This is a genomic window from Microbacterium murale, from assembly GCF_030815955.1.
Classification (GTDB): Bacteria; Actinomycetota; Actinomycetes; order Actinomycetales; family Microbacteriaceae; genus Microbacterium; species Microbacterium murale_A.
In genome coordinates, this window is record NZ_JAUSXK010000001.1 from 3,461,150 (window position 1) to 3,481,574 (window position 20,425).

The 20,425-nt window shown below is 65.7% G+C and carries 21 protein-coding genes; 18 read left to right on the forward strand and 3 right to left on the reverse strand.

The features are described from left to right. The first annotated feature begins 26 nt into the window (after positions 1-26). The 17 genes from prmC (at position 27) to QFZ46_RS16775 (ending at position 16,853) form a co-directional block, all read left to right on the forward strand. Positions 27-887: a peptide chain release factor N(5)-glutamine methyltransferase gene (gene prmC / locus QFZ46_RS16695; protein WP_307363324.1), complete on the forward strand. Its 861-nt coding sequence runs from the start codon at positions 27-29 to the stop codon at positions 885-887. Between the two features lie 47 nt (positions 888-934). Next, positions 935-1,624, forward strand: a complete 690-nt coding sequence (locus QFZ46_RS16700; RefSeq protein ID WP_307363325.1) for an L-threonylcarbamoyladenylate synthase — start codon at positions 935-937, stop codon at positions 1,622-1,624. Then, positions 1,621-2,787: an MraY family glycosyltransferase gene (locus QFZ46_RS16705; protein WP_307363326.1), complete on the forward strand. Its 1,167-nt coding sequence runs from the start codon at positions 1,621-1,623 to the stop codon at positions 2,785-2,787. Before QFZ46_RS16700 ends, QFZ46_RS16705 begins: the two co-directional genes overlap by 4 nt. Continuing rightward, positions 2,784-3,266 (forward strand): hypothetical protein, encoded by a 483-nt coding sequence (locus tag QFZ46_RS16710; RefSeq protein WP_307363327.1) that lies wholly within the window; start codon positions 2,784-2,786, stop codon positions 3,264-3,266. Before QFZ46_RS16705 ends, QFZ46_RS16710 begins: the two co-directional genes overlap by 4 nt. A gap of 139 nt (positions 3,267-3,405) precedes the next feature. After that, complete coding sequence (gene atpB, locus QFZ46_RS16715) at positions 3,406-4,206, forward strand: F0F1 ATP synthase subunit A (RefSeq protein ID WP_307363328.1); 801 nt, start codon at positions 3,406-3,408, stop codon at positions 4,204-4,206. A 39-nt stretch (positions 4,207-4,245) separates the two neighbouring features. Next, entirely contained in the window at positions 4,246-4,494 is a 249-nt protein-coding gene (atpE, locus tag QFZ46_RS16720; RefSeq protein WP_033104658.1) for a F0F1 ATP synthase subunit C, read from the forward strand. Positions 4,495-4,523: 29 nt separating this feature from the next. Continuing rightward, positions 4,524-5,075 carry a F0F1 ATP synthase subunit B gene (locus QFZ46_RS16725; protein WP_307363329.1) on the forward strand — a complete coding sequence of 184 codons (552 nt, stop codon included), beginning with the start codon at positions 4,524-4,526 and terminating at the stop codon, positions 5,073-5,075. Further along, positions 5,075-5,863 carry a F0F1 ATP synthase subunit delta gene (locus tag QFZ46_RS16730; RefSeq protein WP_307363330.1) on the forward strand — a complete coding sequence of 263 codons (789 nt, stop codon included), beginning with the start codon at positions 5,075-5,077 and terminating at the stop codon, positions 5,861-5,863. The genes QFZ46_RS16725 and QFZ46_RS16730 overlap by 1 nt, the downstream gene beginning before the upstream one ends. Positions 5,864-5,915: 52 nt before the next feature. Beyond that, positions 5,916-7,556, forward strand: a complete 1,641-nt coding sequence (atpA, locus tag QFZ46_RS16735; protein WP_307363331.1) for a F0F1 ATP synthase subunit alpha — start codon at positions 5,916-5,918, stop codon at positions 7,554-7,556. Between the two features lie 19 nt (positions 7,557-7,575). Continuing rightward, positions 7,576-8,478: a F0F1 ATP synthase subunit gamma gene (locus QFZ46_RS16740; protein ID WP_307363332.1), complete on the forward strand. Its 903-nt coding sequence runs from the start codon at positions 7,576-7,578 to the stop codon at positions 8,476-8,478. Positions 8,479-8,501: 23 nt separating this feature from the next. Continuing rightward, positions 8,502-9,953: a F0F1 ATP synthase subunit beta gene (gene atpD, locus QFZ46_RS16745; protein ID WP_307363333.1), complete on the forward strand. Its 1,452-nt coding sequence runs from the start codon at positions 8,502-8,504 to the stop codon at positions 9,951-9,953. A 2-nt stretch (positions 9,954-9,955) separates the two neighbouring features. Continuing rightward, positions 9,956-10,216, forward strand: a complete 261-nt coding sequence (locus QFZ46_RS16750; protein WP_307363334.1) for a F0F1 ATP synthase subunit epsilon — start codon at positions 9,956-9,958, stop codon at positions 10,214-10,216. 73 nt (positions 10,217-10,289) lie between these two features. Then, complete coding sequence (locus tag QFZ46_RS16755; RefSeq protein ID WP_307363335.1) at positions 10,290-11,036, forward strand: YaaA family protein; 747 nt, start codon at positions 10,290-10,292, stop codon at positions 11,034-11,036. 144 nt (positions 11,037-11,180) lie between these two features. Then, positions 11,181-12,014 carry a DUF5684 domain-containing protein gene (locus QFZ46_RS16760; RefSeq protein ID WP_307363336.1) on the forward strand — a complete coding sequence of 278 codons (834 nt, stop codon included), beginning with the start codon at positions 11,181-11,183 and terminating at the stop codon, positions 12,012-12,014. 77 nt (positions 12,015-12,091) lie between these two features. Next, positions 12,092-13,075: an aldo/keto reductase gene (locus QFZ46_RS16765; protein ID WP_307363337.1), complete on the forward strand. Its 984-nt coding sequence runs from the start codon at positions 12,092-12,094 to the stop codon at positions 13,073-13,075. 70 nt (positions 13,076-13,145) lie between these two features. Further along, positions 13,146-13,988, forward strand: a complete 843-nt coding sequence (locus tag QFZ46_RS16770) for a PP2C family protein-serine/threonine phosphatase (protein ID WP_307363338.1) — start codon at positions 13,146-13,148, stop codon at positions 13,986-13,988. 57 nt (positions 13,989-14,045) lie between these two features. Further along, entirely contained in the window at positions 14,046-16,853 is a 2,808-nt protein-coding gene (locus QFZ46_RS16775; RefSeq protein ID WP_307363339.1) for an FtsK/SpoIIIE domain-containing protein, read from the forward strand. Between the two features lie 15 nt (positions 16,854-16,868). Here QFZ46_RS16775 and ald read toward each other — a convergent pair whose 3' ends face one another. Further along, positions 16,869-17,981 carry an alanine dehydrogenase gene (gene ald, locus QFZ46_RS16780; protein WP_307363340.1) on the reverse strand — a complete coding sequence of 371 codons (1,113 nt, stop codon included), beginning with the start codon at positions 17,979-17,981 and terminating at the stop codon, positions 16,869-16,871. 53 nt (positions 17,982-18,034) lie between these two features. Then, positions 18,035-19,030 carry an asparaginase gene (locus QFZ46_RS16785; RefSeq protein ID WP_307363341.1) on the reverse strand — a complete coding sequence of 332 codons (996 nt, stop codon included), beginning with the start codon at positions 19,028-19,030 and terminating at the stop codon, positions 18,035-18,037. Positions 19,031-19,091: 61 nt separating this feature from the next. On the opposite strand from QFZ46_RS16785, the gene QFZ46_RS16790 reads away from it, so the two are divergent. Next, the gene (locus QFZ46_RS16790) at positions 19,092-19,583 is read left to right on the forward strand and encodes an OsmC family protein (RefSeq protein ID WP_307363342.1); all 492 of its coding nucleotides are present in this window, start codon (positions 19,092-19,094) and stop codon (positions 19,581-19,583) included. On the opposite strand, the gene QFZ46_RS16795 is transcribed toward QFZ46_RS16790, so the two are convergent. Continuing rightward, positions 19,552-20,355, reverse strand: coding sequence for a lysophospholipid acyltransferase family protein (locus tag QFZ46_RS16795; RefSeq protein ID WP_307363343.1), 804 nt, complete (start codon positions 20,353-20,355; stop codon positions 19,552-19,554). The genes QFZ46_RS16790 and QFZ46_RS16795 overlap by 32 nt on opposite strands. Between the last annotated feature and the right edge of the window lie 70 nt (positions 20,356-20,425).

The window sequence follows — 20,425 nt, forward strand, 5'->3', positions numbered from 1 at the left end:
CAGGGCTCACGCCGTACGCTGAGAGGATGCCCGAAGTGACCCTCGCCGCAACCGTCCGCACCGCAGCCGAGCGTCTCGCCGCTGCCGGTGTTCCCGATCCGCTGGTTGATGCAGAACTGCTGGCGGCTCACGTGCTCGGGCTGCGCCGTGGAGAGGTCCAGGCCGCGATCGTTCGAGGCGACACCGTCGCAGAGCAGGACCTCGCCGCACTCGACGCGCTCGTCGCTCGTCGGGCGGCGCGTGAGCCCTTGCAGCACCTGACGGGGTTCGCACCGTTCCGGCACCTCGAGCTCGCGGTCGGCCCCGGAGTCTTCGTCCCGCGACCCGAGACCGAGACGGTCGCCCAGTTCGCGATCGACGCGCTGTCGAACGCTCCGGACCCGGAGCCGATCGGGGTGGATCTGTGCACTGGCAGCGGTGCGATCGCACTGGCGATGGCCACCGAAGTTCCGCATGCCAGCGTCTTCGCGGTCGAACTCTCGCCGGACGCGCATGCGTGGGCCGCCCGCAACACCGCGGGCGCCGAGAACCTCACCCTCGTGCAGGGAGATCTCGCTGATTCCCTCGCAGAGCTCGACGGCACGGTGTCCGTGGTGATCTCGAATCCGCCGTACGTGCCGGATGACGCGATCCCCAGGGATCCGGAGGTGCGACTGTTCGACCCCGCGATGGCGCTGTACGGCGGCCCCGATGGGCTCGACATCGTACGCGCGCTGAGCCGCAGAGCACTGGAGCTCCTTCGTCCAGGGGGACTGCTCGTCATCGAGCACGGTGAGCTGCAGGGAGATGCCATTCGCACCCTTCTCGACGACGACGGCTGGCGGGCACCGAGGACCCATCCCGACCTGACGCGTCGCGACCGGGCGACCACGGCGCTGCGCCCTTGACCGGCCCGCAGGCCGAGGCGTGCGCGTACACCTAGAATGGTGAGGTCATGTCCTCTGTCTTCGATTGCCGCGATGAGGCACAGCTGCTCGCCGGAATGCGCCACGCCCGTCAGGCGATCGCCCGGGGCGAGCTCATCGTCATGCCCACGGACACTGTCTACGGCGTCGCCGCTGACGCGTTCACCCCCGCCGCCGTGCAGCGGCTGCTCGACGCGAAGGGGCGCGGCCGGGACCAGCCGCCGCCCGTGCTCGTCGCAGGCCAAGCAGCACTCGCAGCGCTCGTGGAGGAGATCCCTGAGCCCGTGCAGAAGCTCGTCGACGAGTTCTGGCCCGGGGGACTGACCATCGTCCTGCCCGCCCAGCCATCGCTCGCCTGGGACCTCGGCGACACTCTCGGCACCGTCGCTGTGCGGATGCCGGATCAGCGAGTCGCGCTCGAGCTTCTCGAGGAGACGGGCCCTCTCGCCGTGTCGAGCGCCAATCTCACCGGCAAAGCGGCCGCCATCTCTGCGAAGGACGCCGAGCGGATGCTGGGAGACAGCGTGTCGGTCTATCTCGACGGCGGTATGAGTGAGACGGGCGTCGCGTCCACGATCATCGATGCCACGTCGCTGGTTCGCCGCGGCATCGACTCGGGCGAGCCACGGATCCGTCTTCTGCGCGAGGGTGCGGTGACGATGAAGCAGTTGCGGGGCGTCGTCGGCGAACTGCTCGATGCGCCGGACGGCGCGGCGTGAAGCAGTATCTCTTCACGATCATCCTCACGGCGACCATCACACTCGTGATGTCGTGGGTGGTCTGGCAGCTCAGTCTGCGCTTCAAGCTGTACCCCGGCATCCGAGAGCGCGACGTGCACACGACACCGACGCCGAGACTCGGGGGAGTCGCGATATTCCTCGGCATCGCCGCCGCCATCGGCGTCTCGGCGGCCAATCCCTTCTTCAGCATCATGTGGGTGCCGCCGCAGACGATGTGGGCGGTGCTGGGTGCCGCACTCCTGATAGCCATCATCGGAGTGATGGATGACCTGTGGGACCTCGACTGGTTCATCAAACTCGGTGTGCAGTTCCTGGCGGCCGGCATCATCACGGTTTTCGGCGGCCTGCAGATCCTGTCGCTCCCGCTCGGTGAGATGGTCATCGTCTCCAGCTGGCTGAGCATAGCCGTGACGATGTTCGCGATCGTCGTCGTGATGAACGCCGTCAACTTCATCGATGGACTCGACGGACTCGTCGCAGGCGTGTGCCTCATCGCAAACGGCGTGTTCTTCGCCTACTCGTACATCCTCACTCGCGACACCGGCACGAGCAGCTACTTCAACCTGGCATCTTTCCTCGCCGCCGTCGTCATCGGAGCCTGCATCGGATTCCTGCCGCTCAACTGGAGCCCGGCGAAGTTGTTCATGGGCGATTCCGGTGCTCTGGTCCTGGGTCTGCTGATGGCGACGTCGGCGATCGCGCTCACGGGTCAGATGTCGTCCAGCGCGATGGACCCCGAGGAATTCGGTCGCTCGCAGCTGCTCGGCGCATTCATCCCGATCCTGCTCCCGCTCGTGGTCGTCATGCTGCCGCTGCTCGACTTCGGGCTCGCCGTGTTCCGTCGTATGAGGGCGGGCAAGTCGCCGTTCTCGCCCGATCGGAAGCATCTGCACCATCGGATGCTCGATCTGGGACATCGGGACCGCGACGCCGTGCTCATCTTCTATGCATGGACGGCCGTGATCTCACTGGCTGTTCTCCTCATGTACATCGGCTCGCGGGAGGACTGGCCCGGCCAGTACCTTCCAGGAGTCGCGTTCGGCGTTGTCGGTGTCGCAGCCTGCCTCGTCGTCACTCTGCTGCCCACCCCGCGCGCTCAGCGAGCGCCCACCGAGCCGACACCTTCTCCGGAGACCCGATGAGCGACACACCAGAACGCCAGACACCCGCGATCACCTCGATGCTGCGGCAGGTGCTGATCTGGACCGGAGTCGCGTCCATCGTGCTCGTCGTCCTCGGCGGGGGCATCGGTTTCCTCGTCGCAGGCAGTGACGGTCTGTGGAGCGGGCTGGCGGGCGTCGCACTCGCCATCGTTTTCCTCGCCCTCACGCCGCTGAGCGTCCTGATCGCGAACCGCTGGTACGGCAGGGAGATGTTCGCGACGGTCTTCTTCGGGATCGTGATGGGCAGCTGGCTGCTCAAGCTCGTCGTATTCGTCGTCGCGATCGTGATCCTGCGCGGGCAGGACTGGGTCGTCCCGCTGGTCATCTTCCTTTCACTCGTCGCCGGGATCGTGGTGAGCCTCGTGATCGATGCCGTCGTGTTCACGAGGATGCGCATGCCGTACGCCTCGGACGTGTCGCTGCCGGAAACCAACCCGGAGGATCGCGAGGATTCGTGACCCTGGGAAAATCTTGATAGTCTGAAAACCGGGTTCGCTGGGCGAGCTTTCGCGTCGTGCGAGATGCTCCGACTCAGCTAGAACTCCCCACCCAAATCGTCGCGTCGATCCTGGTCGATGCCCCGAAGCTGGAGCAACGTTGACTCACGCCGCGAGCCTCCTCGTCCGATTCGCAACGGATGAATTCCACCCACCGTCGATCGCAGAGTTCTTCCCGGAGATCCTCTTCACCATCGGCCCGCTCTCGGTGCACCGCATCCACCTTGTGCAGTTTCTCGCGACCATCGCCGTCGTCCTCATCCTCTGGCTCGGCACGCGCAAGCTCAAGCTAGTTCCCGGCCGCGGTCAGGGCGTCATCGAGATGCTCTTCGACATCGTCCGCGTGAACGTCGCACACGACATGATGGGCAAGAAGGACGGCGATCGCTTCCTGCCGCTTCTTACGACGATCTTCTTCATGGTGCTGTTCTTCAACATCACGGGCGTCATACCGTTCCTGAACATCGCGGGAACGAGCATCATCGCCGTGCCGCTGATGCTCGCGGTCATCACGTATGTCACGTTCATCTACGCCGGAATCCGCAAGAGTCCGTGGGGCTTCATCCGCAACTCGCTCTTCCCGCCCGGGGTTCCGCCGGCTCTGTACATCATCGTCGCGCCGCTGGAGTTCATCTCGACCTTCATCGTCCGGCCGGTCACGCTCACGCTGCGACTTCTGATGAACATGATGGTCGGGCACCTCATGCTGGTGCTGTTCTTCGCAGCGACCCAGTTCTTCATCTTCTCGATGGGCGGCTTCTGGACGATTCTCGGAGCGGGCACACTCGCCTTCGGCTTCGCGTTCACAGCCTTCGAGATCCTGGTGGCCTTCCTCCAGGCGTACGTCTTCACCATCCTCACCGCGGTCTACATCCAGCTCGCAGTCGCGGACGAACACTAATCGGGGCGCGCCAGCACCCCTCAATGAAAGGAAACACCTGTGGATCCCAACTCGGTTCTTGCAGCCATCAACATCGACATCACCGGCTCGATCGCCAACGTCGGCTACGGCCTGGCAGCCATCGGCCCGGCCATCGGTGTGGGCATCGTCGTCGGCAAGACGATCGAGGGCATCGCTCGCCAGCCTGAGCTGTCCGGCAAGCTTCAGGGCACCATGTGGATCGGTATCGCCTTCACCGAGGCGCTTGCGTTCGTCGGTATCGGCGTGGCGTTCCTCTTCGGCTACTGATCCGTATCACCCACACGTAAGGAGACAGGATGCTGAACGCTCTTGTCACGCTCGCAGCCGAGGAGGCGGAGCACAACCCGCTTCTGCCGGCGATGTACGACATCGTCTGGTCAGCGGTCTGCTTCGTCATCATCCTGATCGTGGCCTGGAAGGTCGCTCTCCCGAATGTGGCGAAGATGCTCGACGAGCGCTCCGCTGCCATCGAGGGCAACATCGCCAAGGCCGACGAAGCGCAGAAGCAGGCGGAGGCGGCTCTGGAGGAGTACACCCGCCAGCTCGCCGAGGCTCGCACAGAGGCCGGTGAGATCCGTGAGGCTGCCCGTGAGGACAGCAAGAAGATCGTCGCCGAAGCGAAGGAGACCGCGACCGTAGAGGCCGCACGCGTCACCGCCGCAGCTCAGGCGCAGATCGAGGCAGAGCGTCAGACGACGCTCGTCGCGCTCCGCTCTGAGGTCGGAACGCTCGCGATCGACCTCGCTGGCGGCGTGGTCGGCGAGACGCTGTCGGATGACGCTCGTGCGACCGCAGTCGTCGACCGCTTCCTCGCAGACCTCGAGGCGTCAGAAAAGGCGGCCAAGTAATGGGCAGCGCGACCACTCAGGCACTCGCGGCTTCGACGGCGGCCCTCGCTGAGGCGAAGGACGTCACCCTCGACACGGCCGGTGAACTCTTTACCGTGGCGCGTCTGATGGGCGAATCCGGTCAGCTGAGCGGCGCGCTGGCTGACCCCGCCGCTCCGGCGGGTCTGCGTGAGCAGGTCGTCGCGAAGGTGTTCGGCGGAGTGTCGAACACCACGCGTCAGGTGCTCTCGGTAGCGGTCGGTGAGAGATGGTCCGACGAGGCCGGCCTCATCGCAGGGATCGAGGAACTCGCGATCCGGGCGGCTGCCATCGCTGAGCCGAAGGCGGACATCGAAGGTGAGCTGTTCTCGTTCCTGCGTGTCATCGCGGCCAATCCGGAACTCGAGCTGGCACTCGGAAGCCGGTTGGGCGATGACTCCGCGAAGGGCAGCCTCGTAGAGAAGCTCATCGGCAGCACCGCGAGCGCGCCGACCACGCTGATCGTCTCGTCGCTCGTTCGTCAGCCGCGCAAGCGGCGTGTGCGTCAGCTGCTGAGCCGAGCGATGAAGATCGTCTCGGCACAGGGCGGCCGCATCGTCGCCACCGTGCACACGGCGGCACCGTTGTCCGCAGCGCAGCGCACCCGCCTCGGCGCTTCGCTCGCTGCGCGTTACGACGGACAGGTCTCCATCAATGAAGTGATCGACCCCAGTGTCGTCGGTGGACTGCGTGTGCAGGTCGCCGATGACGTGATCGACGGCAGCATCTCCGCGCGGCTCGCCGATCTTCGACAGAAGCTCGCGGGCTAATACGACTTCGCGCGGGGAACCGCGCAGACTCTCTCAATACAAAGGGAAGACAATGGCAGAACTATCGATCAGCCCCGACGTCATCCGTGACGCGCTGAAGGACTTCGCCGCTGCGTACGAGCCCACCGGCGCCGCAGCGACCGAGGTCGGCACGGTCATCGACGCCGCCGACGGCATCGCCCACATCGAGGGCCTGCCCGGCGTCATGGCGAACGAGCTCCTGACGTTCGCCAACGGCACGCAGGGCCTCGCGCTGAACCTGGACGAGCACGAGATCGGCACGGTCGTCCTCGGCGACTTCTCCGGTATTCAGGCCGGCCAGGAGGTCCGCCGTACCGGCGAGGTCCTCTCGGTTCCGGTCGGTGACGGCTACCTCGGCCGCGTGGTCGACGCGCTCGGGAACCCAATCGACGGTCTCGGCGAGATCGCTTCGGAGGCACGCCGCGAGCTCGAGCTGCAGGCGCCGGGCGTCATGCAGCGCAAGAGTGTGCACGAGCCGATGCAGACCGGCATCAAGGCGATCGACGCGATGATCCCCGTCGGCCGTGGTCAGCGTCAGCTGATCATCGGTGACCGCCAGACCGGCAAGACGGCGATCGCGATCGACACGATCATCAACCAGAAGGACAACTGGGAGTCGGGCGACACTGACAAGCAGGTTCGCTGCATCTACGTCGCCATCGGCCAGAAGGGCTCGACGATCGCATCCGTCAAGGGTGCGCTCGAGGATGCCGGAGCGATGGAGTACACGACGATCGTCGCCGCTCCCGCTTCTGACGCGGCTGGTTTCAAGTACATCGCGCCCTACACGGGCTCCGCTATCGGACAGCACTGGATGTACGGCGGCAAGCACGTCCTGATCATCTTCGATGACCTGTCGAAGCAGGCCGAGGCCTACCGCGCCGTTTCACTTCTCCTGCGCCGTCCGCCGGGACGTGAGGCATACCCGGGTGACGTCTTCTACCTGCACTCCCGTCTGCTGGAGCGTTGCGCGAAGCTGTCCGACGAACTCGGTGCTGGTTCGATGACGGGTCTCCCGATCATCGAGACCAAGGCGAACGATGTCTCGGCGTACATCCCGACCAACGTGATCTCGATCACCGATGGCCAGATCTTCCTGCAGTCCGACCTCTTCAACGCCAACCAGCGTCCGGCGGTCGACGTGGGTATCTCCGTCTCGCGAGTCGGTGGTGACGCTCAGGTCAAGTCGATCAAGAAGGTCTCCGGAACGCTGAAGCTGGAGCTTGCGCAGTACCGCTCGCTCGAGGCCTTCGCGATGTTCGCGAGCGACCTCGACGCGACATCGCGTCGTCAGCTCGACCGCGGTGCGCGTCTGACCGAACTGCTCAAGCAGCCGCAGTATTCGCCTTACCCCGTCGAGGATCAGGTCGTCTCGATCTGGGCCGGTACCAACGGAAAGCTCGACACGATCGAGGTCTCTGACGTGCTGCGCTTCGAGCGTGAGCTTCTCGACCACCTGCGTCGCAACACCAAGGTGCTCGACACCCTGCGCGAGACGAACGTTCTCACCGACGACACCGTCGCGGAGCTCGAGAAGCAGGTCGACGCTTTCATCCTTGAGTTCCAGGGTGGCAAGGGCCAGTCCATCGGCGCCGTGGGCCATGAGGAGCACGTCGCCCAGGATCTGGACGACGTCAACCAGGAGAAGATCGTCAAGGGTCGTCGCGCGTAATCGCGTGAGGTACTGAAACATGGGCGCTCAACTCAAGGTCTACAAGCAGAAGATCGCTTCTGCTCAGACGACCAAGAAGATCACGAAGGCGATGGAACTCATCGCGGCTTCGCGCATTCAGAAGGCGATGGCGCGCGTGCGCGCGTCGTCGCCCTTCGCGCGGGCCGTGACACAGGCCGTTTCCGCCGTCGCGACGTATTCCAATGTCGACCACCCGCTCACGCGTGAACCAGAGACGATCCGCCGGTCCGCCGTCGTGGTCTTCTCGTCTGACCGCGGCCTTGCCGGTGCCTTCAACTCGCAGATCCTTCGCGAGGCGATGGAGGTGGGCGAGCTCGTCCGTTCCCAGGGCAGCGAGCCGGTGTACTACCTCGTCGGTCGCAAGGCGGTGGGGTACTTCCAGTTCCGTGGCATCCAGTCGGCCGCAGAGTGGACGGGCGACACCGACACTCCTAAGTTCAAGACGGCGGAGGAGATCTCGGCCACTCTGCTCGAAGCCTTCAACCGTGGCGGTGCCGACGGCGGCGTGGATGAACTGCACCTCGTCTACAACCGCTTCGTCAGCATGATGACGCAGACTCCGGAGACGGTCCGTCTGCTTCCGCTGGAGATCGTGGAGAACGAAGCCGCACCCGAGCCCGGCGGAACGGTGTACCCGCTCTACGAGTTCGAACCGGATGCCGAGACCGTGCTCGACGCGATTCTGCCGGTGTACCTGCAGAGCCGGATCTTCAACGCCCTTCTGCAGTCTTCGGCTGCGAAGCAGGCCGCGACGCAGAAGGCGATGAAGTCGGCCAGCGACAACGCAGACAAGCTCATCACTGACTACACCCGTCTGCGCAACAATGCGCGTCAGGCGGAGATCACGCAGCAGATCGCTGAGATCGTCGGCGGTGCCGACGCCCTCTCTTCGAGCAAATAGACCATCAAGAAAGAGACGAAGATATGACCCCCACCGCCACAGCTGAGGCTGGGACCGCGGTCGTCGGGCGCGTCGCACGCGTCACGGGCCCGGTCGTCGACATCGAGTTCCCGCACGACTCGATTCCGGACATCTACAACGCGCTGAAGACCACCATCGTCATCGGCGAGGACTCGACCGAGATCACGCTCGAGGTCGCACAGCACCTCGGCGACGATCTGATCCGCGCAATTGCACTGAAGCCGACGGACGGCATCGTCCGCGGCCAGGAAGTGCGCGACACCGGCGAGCCGATCTCGGTTCCCGTCGGCGACGTCACCAAGGGCAAGGTCTTCAACGTCATCGGCGAGGTGCTCAACGCCGAGCCCGGTGAGCAGATCGAGATCACCGAGCGCTGGCCGATCCACCGCCAGGCCCCGCCCTTCGACCAGCTCGAGTCGAAGACGCAGATGTTCGAGACCGGCATCAAGTCGATCGACCTCCTCACCCCTTACGTGCTGGGTGGAAAGATCGGACTCTTCGGTGGTGCAGGTGTCGGCAAGACTGTCCTCATCCAGGAGATGATCCAGCGCGTCGCCCAGAACCACGGTGGTGTGTCGGTGTTCGCCGGTGTCGGTGAGCGTACCCGTGAGGGCAACGACCTGATCCACGAGATGGAAGAGGCCGGTGTCTTCGACAAGACCGCCCTCGTCTTCGGCCAGATGGACGAGCCGCCGGGAACGCGTCTGCGCGTCGCCCTCTCGGCTCTGACGATGGCGGAGTACTTCCGCGACGTGCAGAAGCAGGACGTGCTGCTCTTCATCGACAACATCTTCCGCTTCACGCAGGCCGGTTCCGAGGTCTCCACGCTGCTGGGCCGCATGCCCTCCGCGGTGGGTTACCAGCCGAACCTCGCCGACGAGATGGGTCTCCTTCAGGAGCGCATCACCTCGACGCGTGGTCACTCGATCACTTCGCTGCAGGCGATCTACGTGCCTGCCGACGACTACACCGACCCGGCCCCGGCCACGACCTTCGCACACCTCGATGCGACGACCGAGCTCAGCCGTGAGATCGCGTCGAAGGGTCTGTACCCGGCGATCGACCCGCTGACCTCGACATCGCGCATCATGGACCCCCGTTACCTGGGTGAGGACCACTACCGCGTCGCCACAACGGTCAAGCAGATCCTCCAGAAGAACAAGGAACTGCAGGAGATCATCGCGATCCTCGGTGTCGATGAGCTCTCCGAGGAAGACAAGATCGTCGTGTCGCGTGCACGTCGCATCCAGCAGTTCCTCTCGCAGAACACCTACATGGCGAAGAAGTTCACGAACGTCGAGGGGTCGACGGTTCCGCTGAAGGACACGATCGAGTCCTTCGATGCGATCGCCAAGGGTGACTTCGACCACGTGGCCGAGCAGGCCTTCTTCAACGTCGGTGGTATCGGCGACGTTGAAGAGAAGTGGGCGCAGATCCAGAAGGACAACGGCTGATCATGGCATTGAAGGTGAGTCTTGTCTCCGCGGATGCGGAGGTCTGGACGGGGGAGGCCACGCTCGTCGTCGCCAAGACCGTCGAGGGCGAGATCGGCATCATGAGCGGTCACGAGCCCATCCTGGCGATTCTCGCCGAGGGGCAGGTCCGCATCACGCAGGCCGATGGCAGCAAGGTGCTCGCGAACGCCCAGGACGGCTTCCTCTCGATGGAAGGCAGCCAGCTGACGATCGTCGCGGGTAACGCGGCGCTCATCGCCTGAACGTACTCATCACGGACGCGTCCGCCCGTCAGCTTCGAGTTGGCCGGCGGGCGCGTTCTTGTCTGTGGAGCCTATGAAGATCCTTCTCCCTCCGTCCGAGACGAAACGCCCAGGCGGCTCCGGAACGCCGTTCGACGCCGAGAGTCTTGCGCTGCCGTCGCTTTCCGCTGAGAGGGATGCCGTCGTGACGGCTCTCGTGACCCTCGCGGCGGATCCCGCCGCTGCCAGGCGCGTGCTGAAACTCAGCGAGCGCCAGCTCGGGGACATCGACCACAATGCGTCGTTGCGCTCCGCCCCGACGATGGCCGCTGCCGACCGGTATACGGGCGTGCTGTACGACGCACTTGATGCCGCGTCACTCGACGCCGCGTCCAGACGATGGCTCAACAGGCACGTGTGGATTCACTCGGCACCGTTCGGCCCGCTCGCTGCGCTGGACGCGATTCCGATGTATCGGCTCGCGGCGGGTGCATCTCTTCCCGGCATTGCGCCGTTGCGTCGGCACTGGGCGAAGGCGACGTCAGAAGCGATAGCGCAGGCCGCTCCGTCGTTCGTGCTGGATCTTCGCAGCGAGGCATACGTCGCCCTCGGCCCGGTGCCTGCTTCCGTGACGTCCGCCTATGTGCGTGTGGTCACGGACGAGGGACGTGCGCTCAACCACTTCAACAAGAAGGCCAAGGGCGAACTCGTGCGAGCGCTGGCCCTGGAACGCGCCAGCGTGCGTTCTCTTTCGACGCTGCGGGATTGGGCATCCGCTCGATCGATTACGATGCGACGGGGCGAACAGGCCGGCGTCCTCGAACTCGTGACAGGGGCCTGAGAACCGAGCAGGCACATGACGATATCGGTGCGCGTGTCGTTGCCAGTGGGCGGATGACCCCGCTACCATGGCCAATGCGCGAAGCGAAGGCTTCGTACTCGGGGGGCGAGGTCCGCTTCCTCTGTCAAAAGGAATGTGAGTCTCATGTATTCCGCCTATTCTGACTACTCCGACGTTGGCGCCTATGCCGGCATCTGGGCCGCATTCATCGGCCTCTATTTCGTGTTCGCCATTGTCTTCTACGTCCTGGGCTCGCTCTTCTACATGAAGCTGTTCGAAAAGGCCGGCGTGCAGGGCAAGTGGCGCGCGTGGGTGCCCGTGTACAACAACATGATCTTCGTGAAGCTGGGCGATCTGAGCCCTTGGTTGGTGCTGTACGGCATCGGCGCTTCGCTCCTGCTCGGCTGGATTCCTTTCCTCGGACAGCTCGTGATCCTGGCGGTCGCCGTGATCATGGTCCTCGCGGCATACCGTGTCGGTCAGAAGCTGCAGAAGGAGGGCGCATGGGTCGTCCTCTACATCTTCCTGTCCCTCGTCTGGCTCGGCATCATGGCCTTCGACAAGTCGCGCTGGAACCCCCAGATCCCGCCCGCCCCGTGGGCTGGCAACGCCTTCTTCGGCGACCGCACCACATGGGACGGCATCCCCGCCCAGCCTTCGGCACAGGCCGCACCCGGCGCCACGCCCGGATACGGTGCAGCGCCACAGGGGTACGCGCCGCCGCAGGGCTACCAGCAGCCTGCACCCGGCTACCAGCCGCCGGCTGCTCCCGGCTACCAGCAGCCCGCGGCTCCCGGCTACCAGCCGCCTGCCACGCCTCCTGCCGCTCCGGCATCTCCGGTGACGCCGCCGCCTGCTGCGCCGTCCACGCCGCCTGCTGCGCCGAGCACGCCGCCCGCAGCCCCGACGACGCCGCCTGCGGCTCCGCCGGCACCGCCCGCGGGTCCGCCGGTGCCCCCGACGCAGCCACCGGCCTGATGCGTTGAATGAAGGACCCTCGATCTCGATCGGGGGTCCTTCGTCGTAGTCGGACGAGATTCCGATAGCGTGGACACATGGTCATGTCGCAGCGTCGGGTCGGAGCATCCGGTCTTCTCGTTTCGTCGACCGGTCTCGGATGCAACAACTTCGGCCGCGCGGGCACGGCGACCGAGACGCTCGACGGTACCCGAGCGGTCATCGACGCAGCCATCGCGAATGGCGTCACCTTCTTCGACACGGCCGATATGTACGGCAAGGATCCTGGGCTCAGCGAGTCGCTGATGGGCGAGGCATTGCAGGGGCGGCGTGATCGCATCGTGCTGGCCACGAAGTTCGGTCAGGAGCGCGATATGGGGTACGACTTCCCGGCGGGGCGGGGCTCGCGCAGGTACATCCGCCGCGCGGTCGAAGAATCTCTTCGTCGTCTGCGGACCGATTGGATCGATCTGTACCAGCTGCACCTCCCAGACCCGGAGACTCCGATCGCCGAGACGACGGATGCTCTTGATGAACTCGTCCGCGAAGGCAAGATCCGCTATTACGGTCACTCCAACTTCCCCGGTTGGCAGGTCGCCGAGGCGGAGCTCACTTCGCGGCTTCGCTCGACCGGACGATTCGTATCGGCGCAGAACCACTACTCGCTGCTGGCCAGGGCGGCGGAACGCGAGCTGCTTCCGGCGGTCGAACGCTATGGGCTCGGATTCTTCCCCTATTTCCCGCTGCAGAACGGCCTGCTCACTGGGAAGTTCTCACGCGCTGGAGGACCAGAGGGGAGTCGCATCATGTCCAACAAGCGGCACCTGTGGGAGAACGCGCCATGGGACGCTTTGGACGAGTATGCGGCTTTCTGCGCCGATCGAGGGATCACGATGCTCGAGGCGACGTTCGGATGGCTCCTCGCGCAGCCGACGGTTTCCAGCGTCATTGCCGGGGCGACGTCGGCCGCCCAGATCGAATCCAACGCGAAGGCCGCGACCGCCTGGACGCCGACTAGGGATGACCTCGCCGCCATCGACGAGTTCTTCCCGCTGCCCGCCGACCCAGGCGCGCAGGCGTGACGCAGTTCCACTACGATGTGTGAGAATCTTGCGGCCGCGCGTATCGCCGCATCCAACCCGGAGGAACCCTTTGTCTGAGACGTCCACGCAGACCCATCGCGTCTCGGCCCCGGACGGTGGCGAGATCGTTCTGACCTGGGCCGGAGTGACGGATACGGGGCTTCGCCGCGACAACAATCAGGATGCGTTTCTGGCGCAGTACCCGCTGTTCGTGGTCGCAGACGGCATGGGTGGTCATGCGGGCGGCGAGATCGCGAGTCAGAGCACGATCGCTCGCCTGCAGGAAGTCGTCGACTCCGGCGACGTGGGCACCGCGGCCATTGAGAATGCTCTCACCCAGGCAGTGAGCGACATCGCTTCGCACCCCGAGACCACCGACGAGGGCACCGGAACGACGCTCACGGGTGTGTTCTTCGATATGACGGAGGACGAACCCCGGTGGATCTCCCTGAACATCGGCGATTCCCGGGTGTACCTGCTGCGTGACGAACGACTTGTCCAGGTCACCACGGATCACTCCGTCGTTCAGGAGCTGATCAGTTCGGGGCGGCTCAGCCCGGAGGAGGCGGAGAGCCATCCGTACAGCAACGTGATCACGCGTGCAGTCGGTGCGAGTGAGCTCACCCCGCCGGACTATCTCGGGATCGAGGTGCTCGACGGCGACAGGTTTGTGATCTGCTCTGATGGGTTGACCAAGGAGCTCACCGACTACGGCATCCAGCACTTCCTGCGGGAACAGGCCGATCCTGCAGTGGCAGCGGACGCGATGCTGGCGGCTGCGCTGGAGAACGGTGGGCGCGACAACGTCACCGTCGTCATCGTGCAGGTGGAACGTGCGGGCCAGACTCTGCCTTCGGACGACGAGGCCACAACGACTGAGTCTTCCTCCACACCGGAGCAGACCGCCGAATAGCCCGACAGGGGTGTGGACAACGGCATCCGCTGTCTGCAGATGCCGTGCAATGAGGTCATGGACCTCGAACCTCTCGCTCTTCCCGCTGCTGCCGCGGAGCCGCGTCGTCAGTCGGTCCCGGTGCTCGCCGCCGTCGTGCCGATCGCGGCCGGAGTCGTCCTGTGGCTGGTGACCGGATCGATATTCTCGCTGTGCTTCGCGGCTCTCGGTCCGCTGATGATCGGTGCGTCGCTGCTGGACGGCGTGCGCATCCGTCGTCGGGAACGTCGAACGGCCGTGGATGACGAGACAGTCGCTTGGCGCCGTGCCGAGCAGGACCTGCTCCGGCGCCACGACAGTGAACGCCGCGAGCTGCGGCGAACTCACCCCGATGCTGCCGCATGCCTCCAAGACGCTCCGCTCAGGGATCTTCAGGCGATCGATGAGGCGACGACGGTCGTCATCGGCTCCGGCTCCAGACGAAGCGCGCTTCGAGTGACCGGAGACGACGGCGAACGCGCGCGCGGATTCCGAAAGCGCGCGGCGCACGTGAAAGACGTTCCCATCACCGTCGCCATGGGGCGTGGCATCTGCCTACGGGGGCCTGCGCCCATCGTCGCCGCTGCTGCCAGGGCGCTCGTGGTTCAGCTGTGCCTGCGTCACACGCCAGGGCAGCTCGCGCTGGTCGGCGGGGGACTGGAGACACTGGGGCTGGACGGATTTCCGCACGCAGGCAGGACTCGTCGCGGCGCGTGGCGTCTCGCAGTCGTGGTGGGCGACGAAGAATGCGCGGATTCAGCGGCTCAGCTGCGAGTCTGCGGGTCGGACGACGAAGTTCCGGAGGGCGTGACGACGCTCATCGATTGCACTGGTCCGAACAGCGCGCGCGTGCGGACGCCGGCCGGTGACGAGGAGGTCACGCTGGAATGCCTCTCGCGCGCTCAGGCCATGGCGATCGCAGACGACAGCGTCGAGCGGGAAAGACATGCGGCGCAGTTGCCCGACACCGTCGCTCTCGGGGAGCTTGTGCTGGCAATGGAAGCAGGGGACACCGGACTCCCCGCGGTGATCGGGCGCACCGAGAGCGCGGACGTTGTACTCGACCTCGTCGAGGACGGTCCGCACGCGATAGTGACCGGGATGACCGGCGCAGGGAAGAGCGAACTGCTCGTGACCTGGGTCGCCTCGATGGCACGCTCGCACCGGCCGGACGAGGTGACGTTCGTGCTGGCGGACTTCAAGGGCGGAACGGCGTTCGATCCGCTGCGGGAGCTTCCACATGTCGCGGCTGTGATGACCGACCTGGATGCGGAAGACGCACGTCGAGGTGTCGAGAGCCTGACGGCAGAGCTTCGTCGCCGTGAGGCGGTGCTGGCAGAGGTCGGGGCGAGGAACATCGCGGAGGCGGGTGGGCGACTGGGGCGCCTCGTGATCGTCGTCGATGAATTCGCTGCTCTGCTGCAGGAACATCCTGACCTCGGTGCTGTGTTCACTGACGTCGCTGCTCGTGGCCGGGCGCTCGGCATGCACCTCATCCTCGGTACTCAACGTGCAGCCGGCGTCATCCGCGACGGGCTCGCCGCGAACTGTCCCCTGCGGGTGAGCCTGCGCGTGACGGAGGCTGCGGACAGCCGACTCGTCATCGGATCGGATGACGCAGCCGGCCTGCCGGGCGGCGCCGCCTCGCGCGGTCTCGCCTTCATCCGGCGGCCACAGGATGTGGCGGCCGCGGCGGTACGTGTCGCGCTCACGAGCGCGGGGGACCTCCGGGGGATCGGTGCACGCTGGCCGGACGCCGAGGCTCCAGTGAGCCCCTGGCTTCCTCCGTTGCCGCTGAGGCTCGAGCTCGGTGACCTGACTGCTCGGCATGCGTCCGGGGTGGGGTTGCTGATCGGACTCACGGACGAACCCGAACGACAGCGTCAGACGCCCTTGCTGCTGCGACCAGGCGTCGACCGCGGACTCGCCGTGATCGGAGGCAGCGCTTCGGGGAGAACGTCGCTGCTGCGGGTCTTGGCGGAGCAGTGCGAGCGTTCGTTGTTGCTGGCGCCCGATCCGGAGCATGCGTGGGATGCGTTGGCGGATCTTCTCGAAGGCGACGCCGTCCCACCGCAGCTCGTGCTGTGCGACGACCTCGACCAGATCGTCGCGTCGTTCCCCGTCGAATACGGGCAGGTGTTCCTCGAGCGCATGGAGAAGCTGGTGCGCTCAGCCGCGGCACGTGGATGCACGGTGGTCATCACGACCGGTCGAGCATCAGGCCAGACATCCCGCGTGATCGAGGCGCTGCCGTCGCGGATGCTGCTGCGAATGGGCAGCAGGATGGAGCATCTCGCAGCGGGCGGGGACGCCGTCGGCTACCGCGGCGATCGTCCGGCGGGCCGCGGCAGAGTCGGCGAGCACGAAGTGCAGGTCGCCTGGACGGATGCATCTGCTCATGCGGAGACCACGCCTGGACCCGTGGAACGTTGGACGCCAGCCGCACCGGTCGTCGGCGTGATCGCCCTCGGGGTTCGACGTGTCGTGGAACGGCTGCAAGGCGCCTATCCGGACCATGTCGTTTCGCCGGTCACCTCCGTGCAGGGTGCGGCGACGTCGGCGCCCCTCACCAGCGCATCGGGGGGTACACCTGCCTTCGACACGTCGCCGACGATCCTGGTCGGCGACGCGGAGAGCTGGCAGCGACAATGGCCGCTATGGCAGCGGATTCGACTCGAAGGAGAGATGCTTTTCCTCGCCGAGTGCGCTGGCGAGTTGCGTTCTTTCGCGGGGTATCGTGAGTTGCCGCCCTATGCGGAACCGCACGTGGGGCGGGCATGGACCATCCGCGACGGTCTCGCCCCAAGGCGGGTGATCATCCCGGAGCTCGATGCATCGGGACGCTGAGCGCGCACCGCGGTTTCACATCACGGATGCGATCGCGCTGGCCTGCAAGCCGTGCGCCACCGCGACACCGTCGTTGATCACTGCCCCCTTCGCAATGTTGAGACCGCTGGCCAGTGCCGCATCGGCGTTCAGCGCGTCCCTCCACCCTCGGCCGGCGATCTGACGCACATATGGCAGTGTCGCGTTCGTGAGCGCGGACGTCGACGTGTTCGGCACCGCTCCGGGCATGTTCGCAACGCAGTAGAAGACGGTGTCGTGCACGGGGAACGTCGGATCGTCGTGCGTGGTCGGATGCGTGTCCTCGAAGCAGCCGCCCTGGTCGACGGCGATGTCGACGAGCACACTGCCTGGTCGCATCTCCGCCACCATCTCGTTGGTGACGAGCTTCGGCGCGCGTGCTCCAGGAATCAGCACGGAGCCGATGACCAGATCAGAGCTGATCACGGCGCGGCGTAGATCCAGCGGATTGGAGGCCGCCGTCTTCACCCGCCCGCCGAAATGATCGTCCAGCATCCGCAGGCGGGGGATGTTGGTGTCGAAGACAGTGACGTCCGCGCCCATCCCGCTCGCGATGACCGCCGCGTTCGCGCCGGCGACGCCGCCGCCTATGACGGTCACTGTCGCTGGCCTCGTTCCTGGCACACCCGACATGAGCAGTCCCAGCCCGCCGTTCGAGCGCATCAGCGTGTTCGCGCCGACGAGGGGGGCCAGTCGTCCGGCCACCTCGCTCATGGGTGCGAGAAGGGGGAGGCCCCCGCCGGGCAGCTGCACGGTCTCGTAGGCGATAGCCGTGACGCCGTCTGCGAGAAGCCTTTCGGTCAGCGGCCGATCGGCCGCCAGATGCAGGTACGTGAACAGGGTGAGGTCGTCGCGGAAGAAGTCGTATTCGCTGGCGACAGGCTCCTTGACCTTGAGCAGCAGCTCGGCGCTGGACCACACCTCCGCCGCATCGTCCAGCAACGTGGCACCCGCCTCGACATACTCGGCATCCGGCATCGACGAACCCACGCCGGCCCCGGACTGCACGAACACCTCGTGCCCGGCGTGCACCAGATCGTGCACTCCCGCTGGCGTCAGAGCGACGCGGTACTCATTGTTCTTGACCTCGGTGGGGACGCTGATCCTCATCGTGGCTCCTCTCCTCCCTCAACGCTGAGGGCATACTGCCCCTGGTCAGGGCATCAGATGGCGGCGCCGGGACGGATCATCCCGACGTCGCTCCCTCCGCCGAGGACGGCGAGGGGAAGTGCGTTGGCGAGCGTCGCCAGATCGGCTTCGCTCAGAGCGCCTGCATGGGCGAGCAGTGTCGCCGCCACGATCGTGAGGGCTCGTGCGCTGCCATCGAGCATCTTGAGCGCGACGGTGGTTCCGTCCGGGGCGACCATCACCATGATCCCCTCAGCGCCGCTCTTCGCGAACACTCCGAGCGTCTCGATCGCGATCGTGTCCGGCCGGCCTGGCCCCTCGATCGTCCACGGGTTCTCCTTGACTGCGCGCACCAGAGTGCCGGCGACGCGGTGCAGTGCGAAGGGGGAGCGCTCGGAGGCGGAGCCGATGCGATGGATGGCGCGGCCGAGCCCGGCGAGGGTGATCGCGTGAATCGGAGCACCGCATCCGTCCACGGATGTGTGTGCGATCTTCTCGCCTGTGAGTCGCTCGACCACTTCACGGATATGCAGTTGCAGCGGATGGGTCGGGTGGAGGTATCCGTCGGTCGGCCAGCCGGTCGCGACGCACGCGCGCAGCATCGCGGCGTGCTTTCCCGAGCAGTCCATCCGGATGCGCGCCTGCTGTCCGTGCTCCCGAACGAGGTGGTCACGGGCGGCAGTATCTCGAGGCCACGCCGCAGGGCAACCGAGGTGGTCTTCTGTGAGGCCACCCGCCGTCAGTATCTCGCGGACGAGGTCGGCGTGGCGGTCCGTCCCCACGTGACTTGCCGTCGAGATGGCGAGCTGCTCGCCCGCCAGATCCGCTCCCGCAGTGACGCAGGCGACGGCTTGAAGCGGTTTCAGGCTCGAGCGGGGAAGGATCAGGGCGTCCGGGTTCCCCAGCCGTCTGACGACATCTCCGTCCGGCGAGAGCACGATCGCTGCTCCGGCGTGACGGGATTCGACGAATCCACTGCGTTCGACAACGGCGAGTTCGACAGCATCCGCGATAGTGAAAGTCTCCAGCACCAGACCAGCCTATCGCCGAGGTCTCCACCGGCACCGAGCCGCACCGTGTCAGACTGACCTCATGAGCCTCAGCGAACATCACTACGCTCTCACCGCCACCTGGCACGGTAACCGGGGCACCGGGACGAGCGGGTATCGGGATTACTCCAGGGATGTCACGATCGAGATCCAGGGCAAGCCCGAGATGCTCGCCTCGGCTGACAAGCCGTTCCGAGGTGACGCTGCACGCTGGAATCCCGAAGACATGCTGATCGCCGCTCTGTCCGAGTGCCATCTGCTGTCGTATCTGCATGCGTGCGTCGGCGCAGGCGTCGTCGTCGTGTCGTACCGCGATCGCGCGAGCGGCGTCATGCGCGAAGACGGCAGAGGCGGCGGTGCTTTCACCGACGTGCTGCTGCGGCCGGAAGTGGTCGTGGCGGATGCCTCGATGATCGCTGCGGCCGAAAGCGCGCACGATGACGCGCACCGGATGTGCTTCATCGCGAACTCGGTGAACTTCCCGGTCCGCCATGAAGCGAGCGTCAGCGCCGCTCGTGCGGAAGAGCCTGCTTGATCTTCTCGATCGGTCCCTGAGCGGGCGGCTCGTTGTAGACGCCTGCCAGTTCCTGACCGCTCAACGCGTGGATCGCCGTCATTATCTGGTCGGTCGCGAGCCGCCTCGCCTTGCCGCTGGTAGCGGCACCATGCACTGTCACGTCGATGGGATCACCGAAACGCACGGTGATGCGCTCCTTCAGCGACGGCATCTTCGCGCCTTTGGGCATGGCCTTGTCCGTGCCGATGAGTCCGACCGGCACCACGGGGGCCCCGGTCTGCAGGGCGAGGAAGGCTGCACCTGTGCGGCCCTTGTACAGGCGTCCGTCCGTGGAACGGGTGCCTTCGGGGTAGAGCGCGACGGCCAATCCCTCATCGAGCAGCTGGCGCTGCTGATCAAGAGCGTCAAGAGCAGCCTGACCGGCCCCGCGGCGCACCGGAATCGCGCCGATGGACTGGAAGAAGGTCCGCATGACCCCACCCTTGAACCCGGTGCCCTCGAAGTACGTCGACTTGGCGAGGAAATGCACGGGACGGGGCGCGGCGACCGGAATCGCGATCGAGTCGATGAACGACAGATGATTGCTGGCGAAGATCACCGGGCCTTGGAGCGGGACGCGGTCGCGACCCTCGACGTGCGGCCGGTAGATGAGTCGCGCCAAGGAACCGATCACGGCTCGCCCGAGCGCATACGTGGCTCCGGCGCGACGAGGTGCAACGGCTTCCTCTGTCGTCTGCTCCTGATCCGATTCCACGGTCGGCTCGGGAACGGCAGACTGCTCAGAGGTCATCAGATCAGGCTACTCCGCGATCCATGCCATCCGTGGAATGCGACCTGCACGGCGCTGCGGGGCATCGGGT

What these genes read in the sequence shown, in the direction of transcription:
- prmC (WP_307363324.1), top strand. Translation starts at nt 27, where the DNA reads ATGCCCGAAGTGACCCTCGCCGCAACCGTCCGCACCGCAGCCGAGCGT.
- QFZ46_RS16700 (WP_307363325.1), top strand. Translation starts at nt 935, where the DNA reads ATGTCCTCTGTCTTCGATTGCCGCGATGAGGCACAGCTGCTCGCCGGA.
- QFZ46_RS16710 (WP_307363327.1), top strand. Translation starts at nt 2,784, where the DNA reads ATGAGCGACACACCAGAACGCCAGACACCCGCGATCACCTCGATGCTG.
- QFZ46_RS16725 (WP_307363329.1), top strand. Translation starts at nt 4,524, where the DNA reads ATGCTGAACGCTCTTGTCACGCTCGCAGCCGAGGAGGCGGAGCACAAC.
- QFZ46_RS16730 (WP_307363330.1), top strand. Translation starts at nt 5,075, where the DNA reads ATGGGCAGCGCGACCACTCAGGCACTCGCGGCTTCGACGGCGGCCCTC.
- atpA (WP_307363331.1), top strand. Translation starts at nt 5,916, where the DNA reads ATGGCAGAACTATCGATCAGCCCCGACGTCATCCGTGACGCGCTGAAG.
- QFZ46_RS16740 (WP_307363332.1), top strand. Translation starts at nt 7,576, where the DNA reads ATGGGCGCTCAACTCAAGGTCTACAAGCAGAAGATCGCTTCTGCTCAG.
- atpD (WP_307363333.1), top strand. Translation starts at nt 8,502, where the DNA reads ATGACCCCCACCGCCACAGCTGAGGCTGGGACCGCGGTCGTCGGGCGC.
- QFZ46_RS16750 (WP_307363334.1), top strand. Translation starts at nt 9,956, where the DNA reads ATGGCATTGAAGGTGAGTCTTGTCTCCGCGGATGCGGAGGTCTGGACG.
- QFZ46_RS16755 (WP_307363335.1), top strand. Translation starts at nt 10,290, where the DNA reads ATGAAGATCCTTCTCCCTCCGTCCGAGACGAAACGCCCAGGCGGCTCC.
- QFZ46_RS16760 (WP_307363336.1), top strand. Translation starts at nt 11,181, where the DNA reads ATGTATTCCGCCTATTCTGACTACTCCGACGTTGGCGCCTATGCCGGC.
- QFZ46_RS16765 (WP_307363337.1), top strand. Translation starts at nt 12,092, where the DNA reads ATGGTCATGTCGCAGCGTCGGGTCGGAGCATCCGGTCTTCTCGTTTCG.
- QFZ46_RS16775 (WP_307363339.1), top strand. Translation starts at nt 14,046, where the DNA reads ATGGACCTCGAACCTCTCGCTCTTCCCGCTGCTGCCGCGGAGCCGCGT.
- ald (WP_307363340.1), bottom strand. Translation starts at nt 17,981, where the DNA reads ATGAGGATCAGCGTCCCCACCGAGGTCAAGAACAATGAGTACCGCGTC.
- QFZ46_RS16790 (WP_307363342.1), top strand. Translation starts at nt 19,092, where the DNA reads ATGAGCCTCAGCGAACATCACTACGCTCTCACCGCCACCTGGCACGGT.
- QFZ46_RS16795 (WP_307363343.1), bottom strand. Translation starts at nt 20,355, where the DNA reads ATGACCTCTGAGCAGTCTGCCGTTCCCGAGCCGACCGTGGAATCGGAT.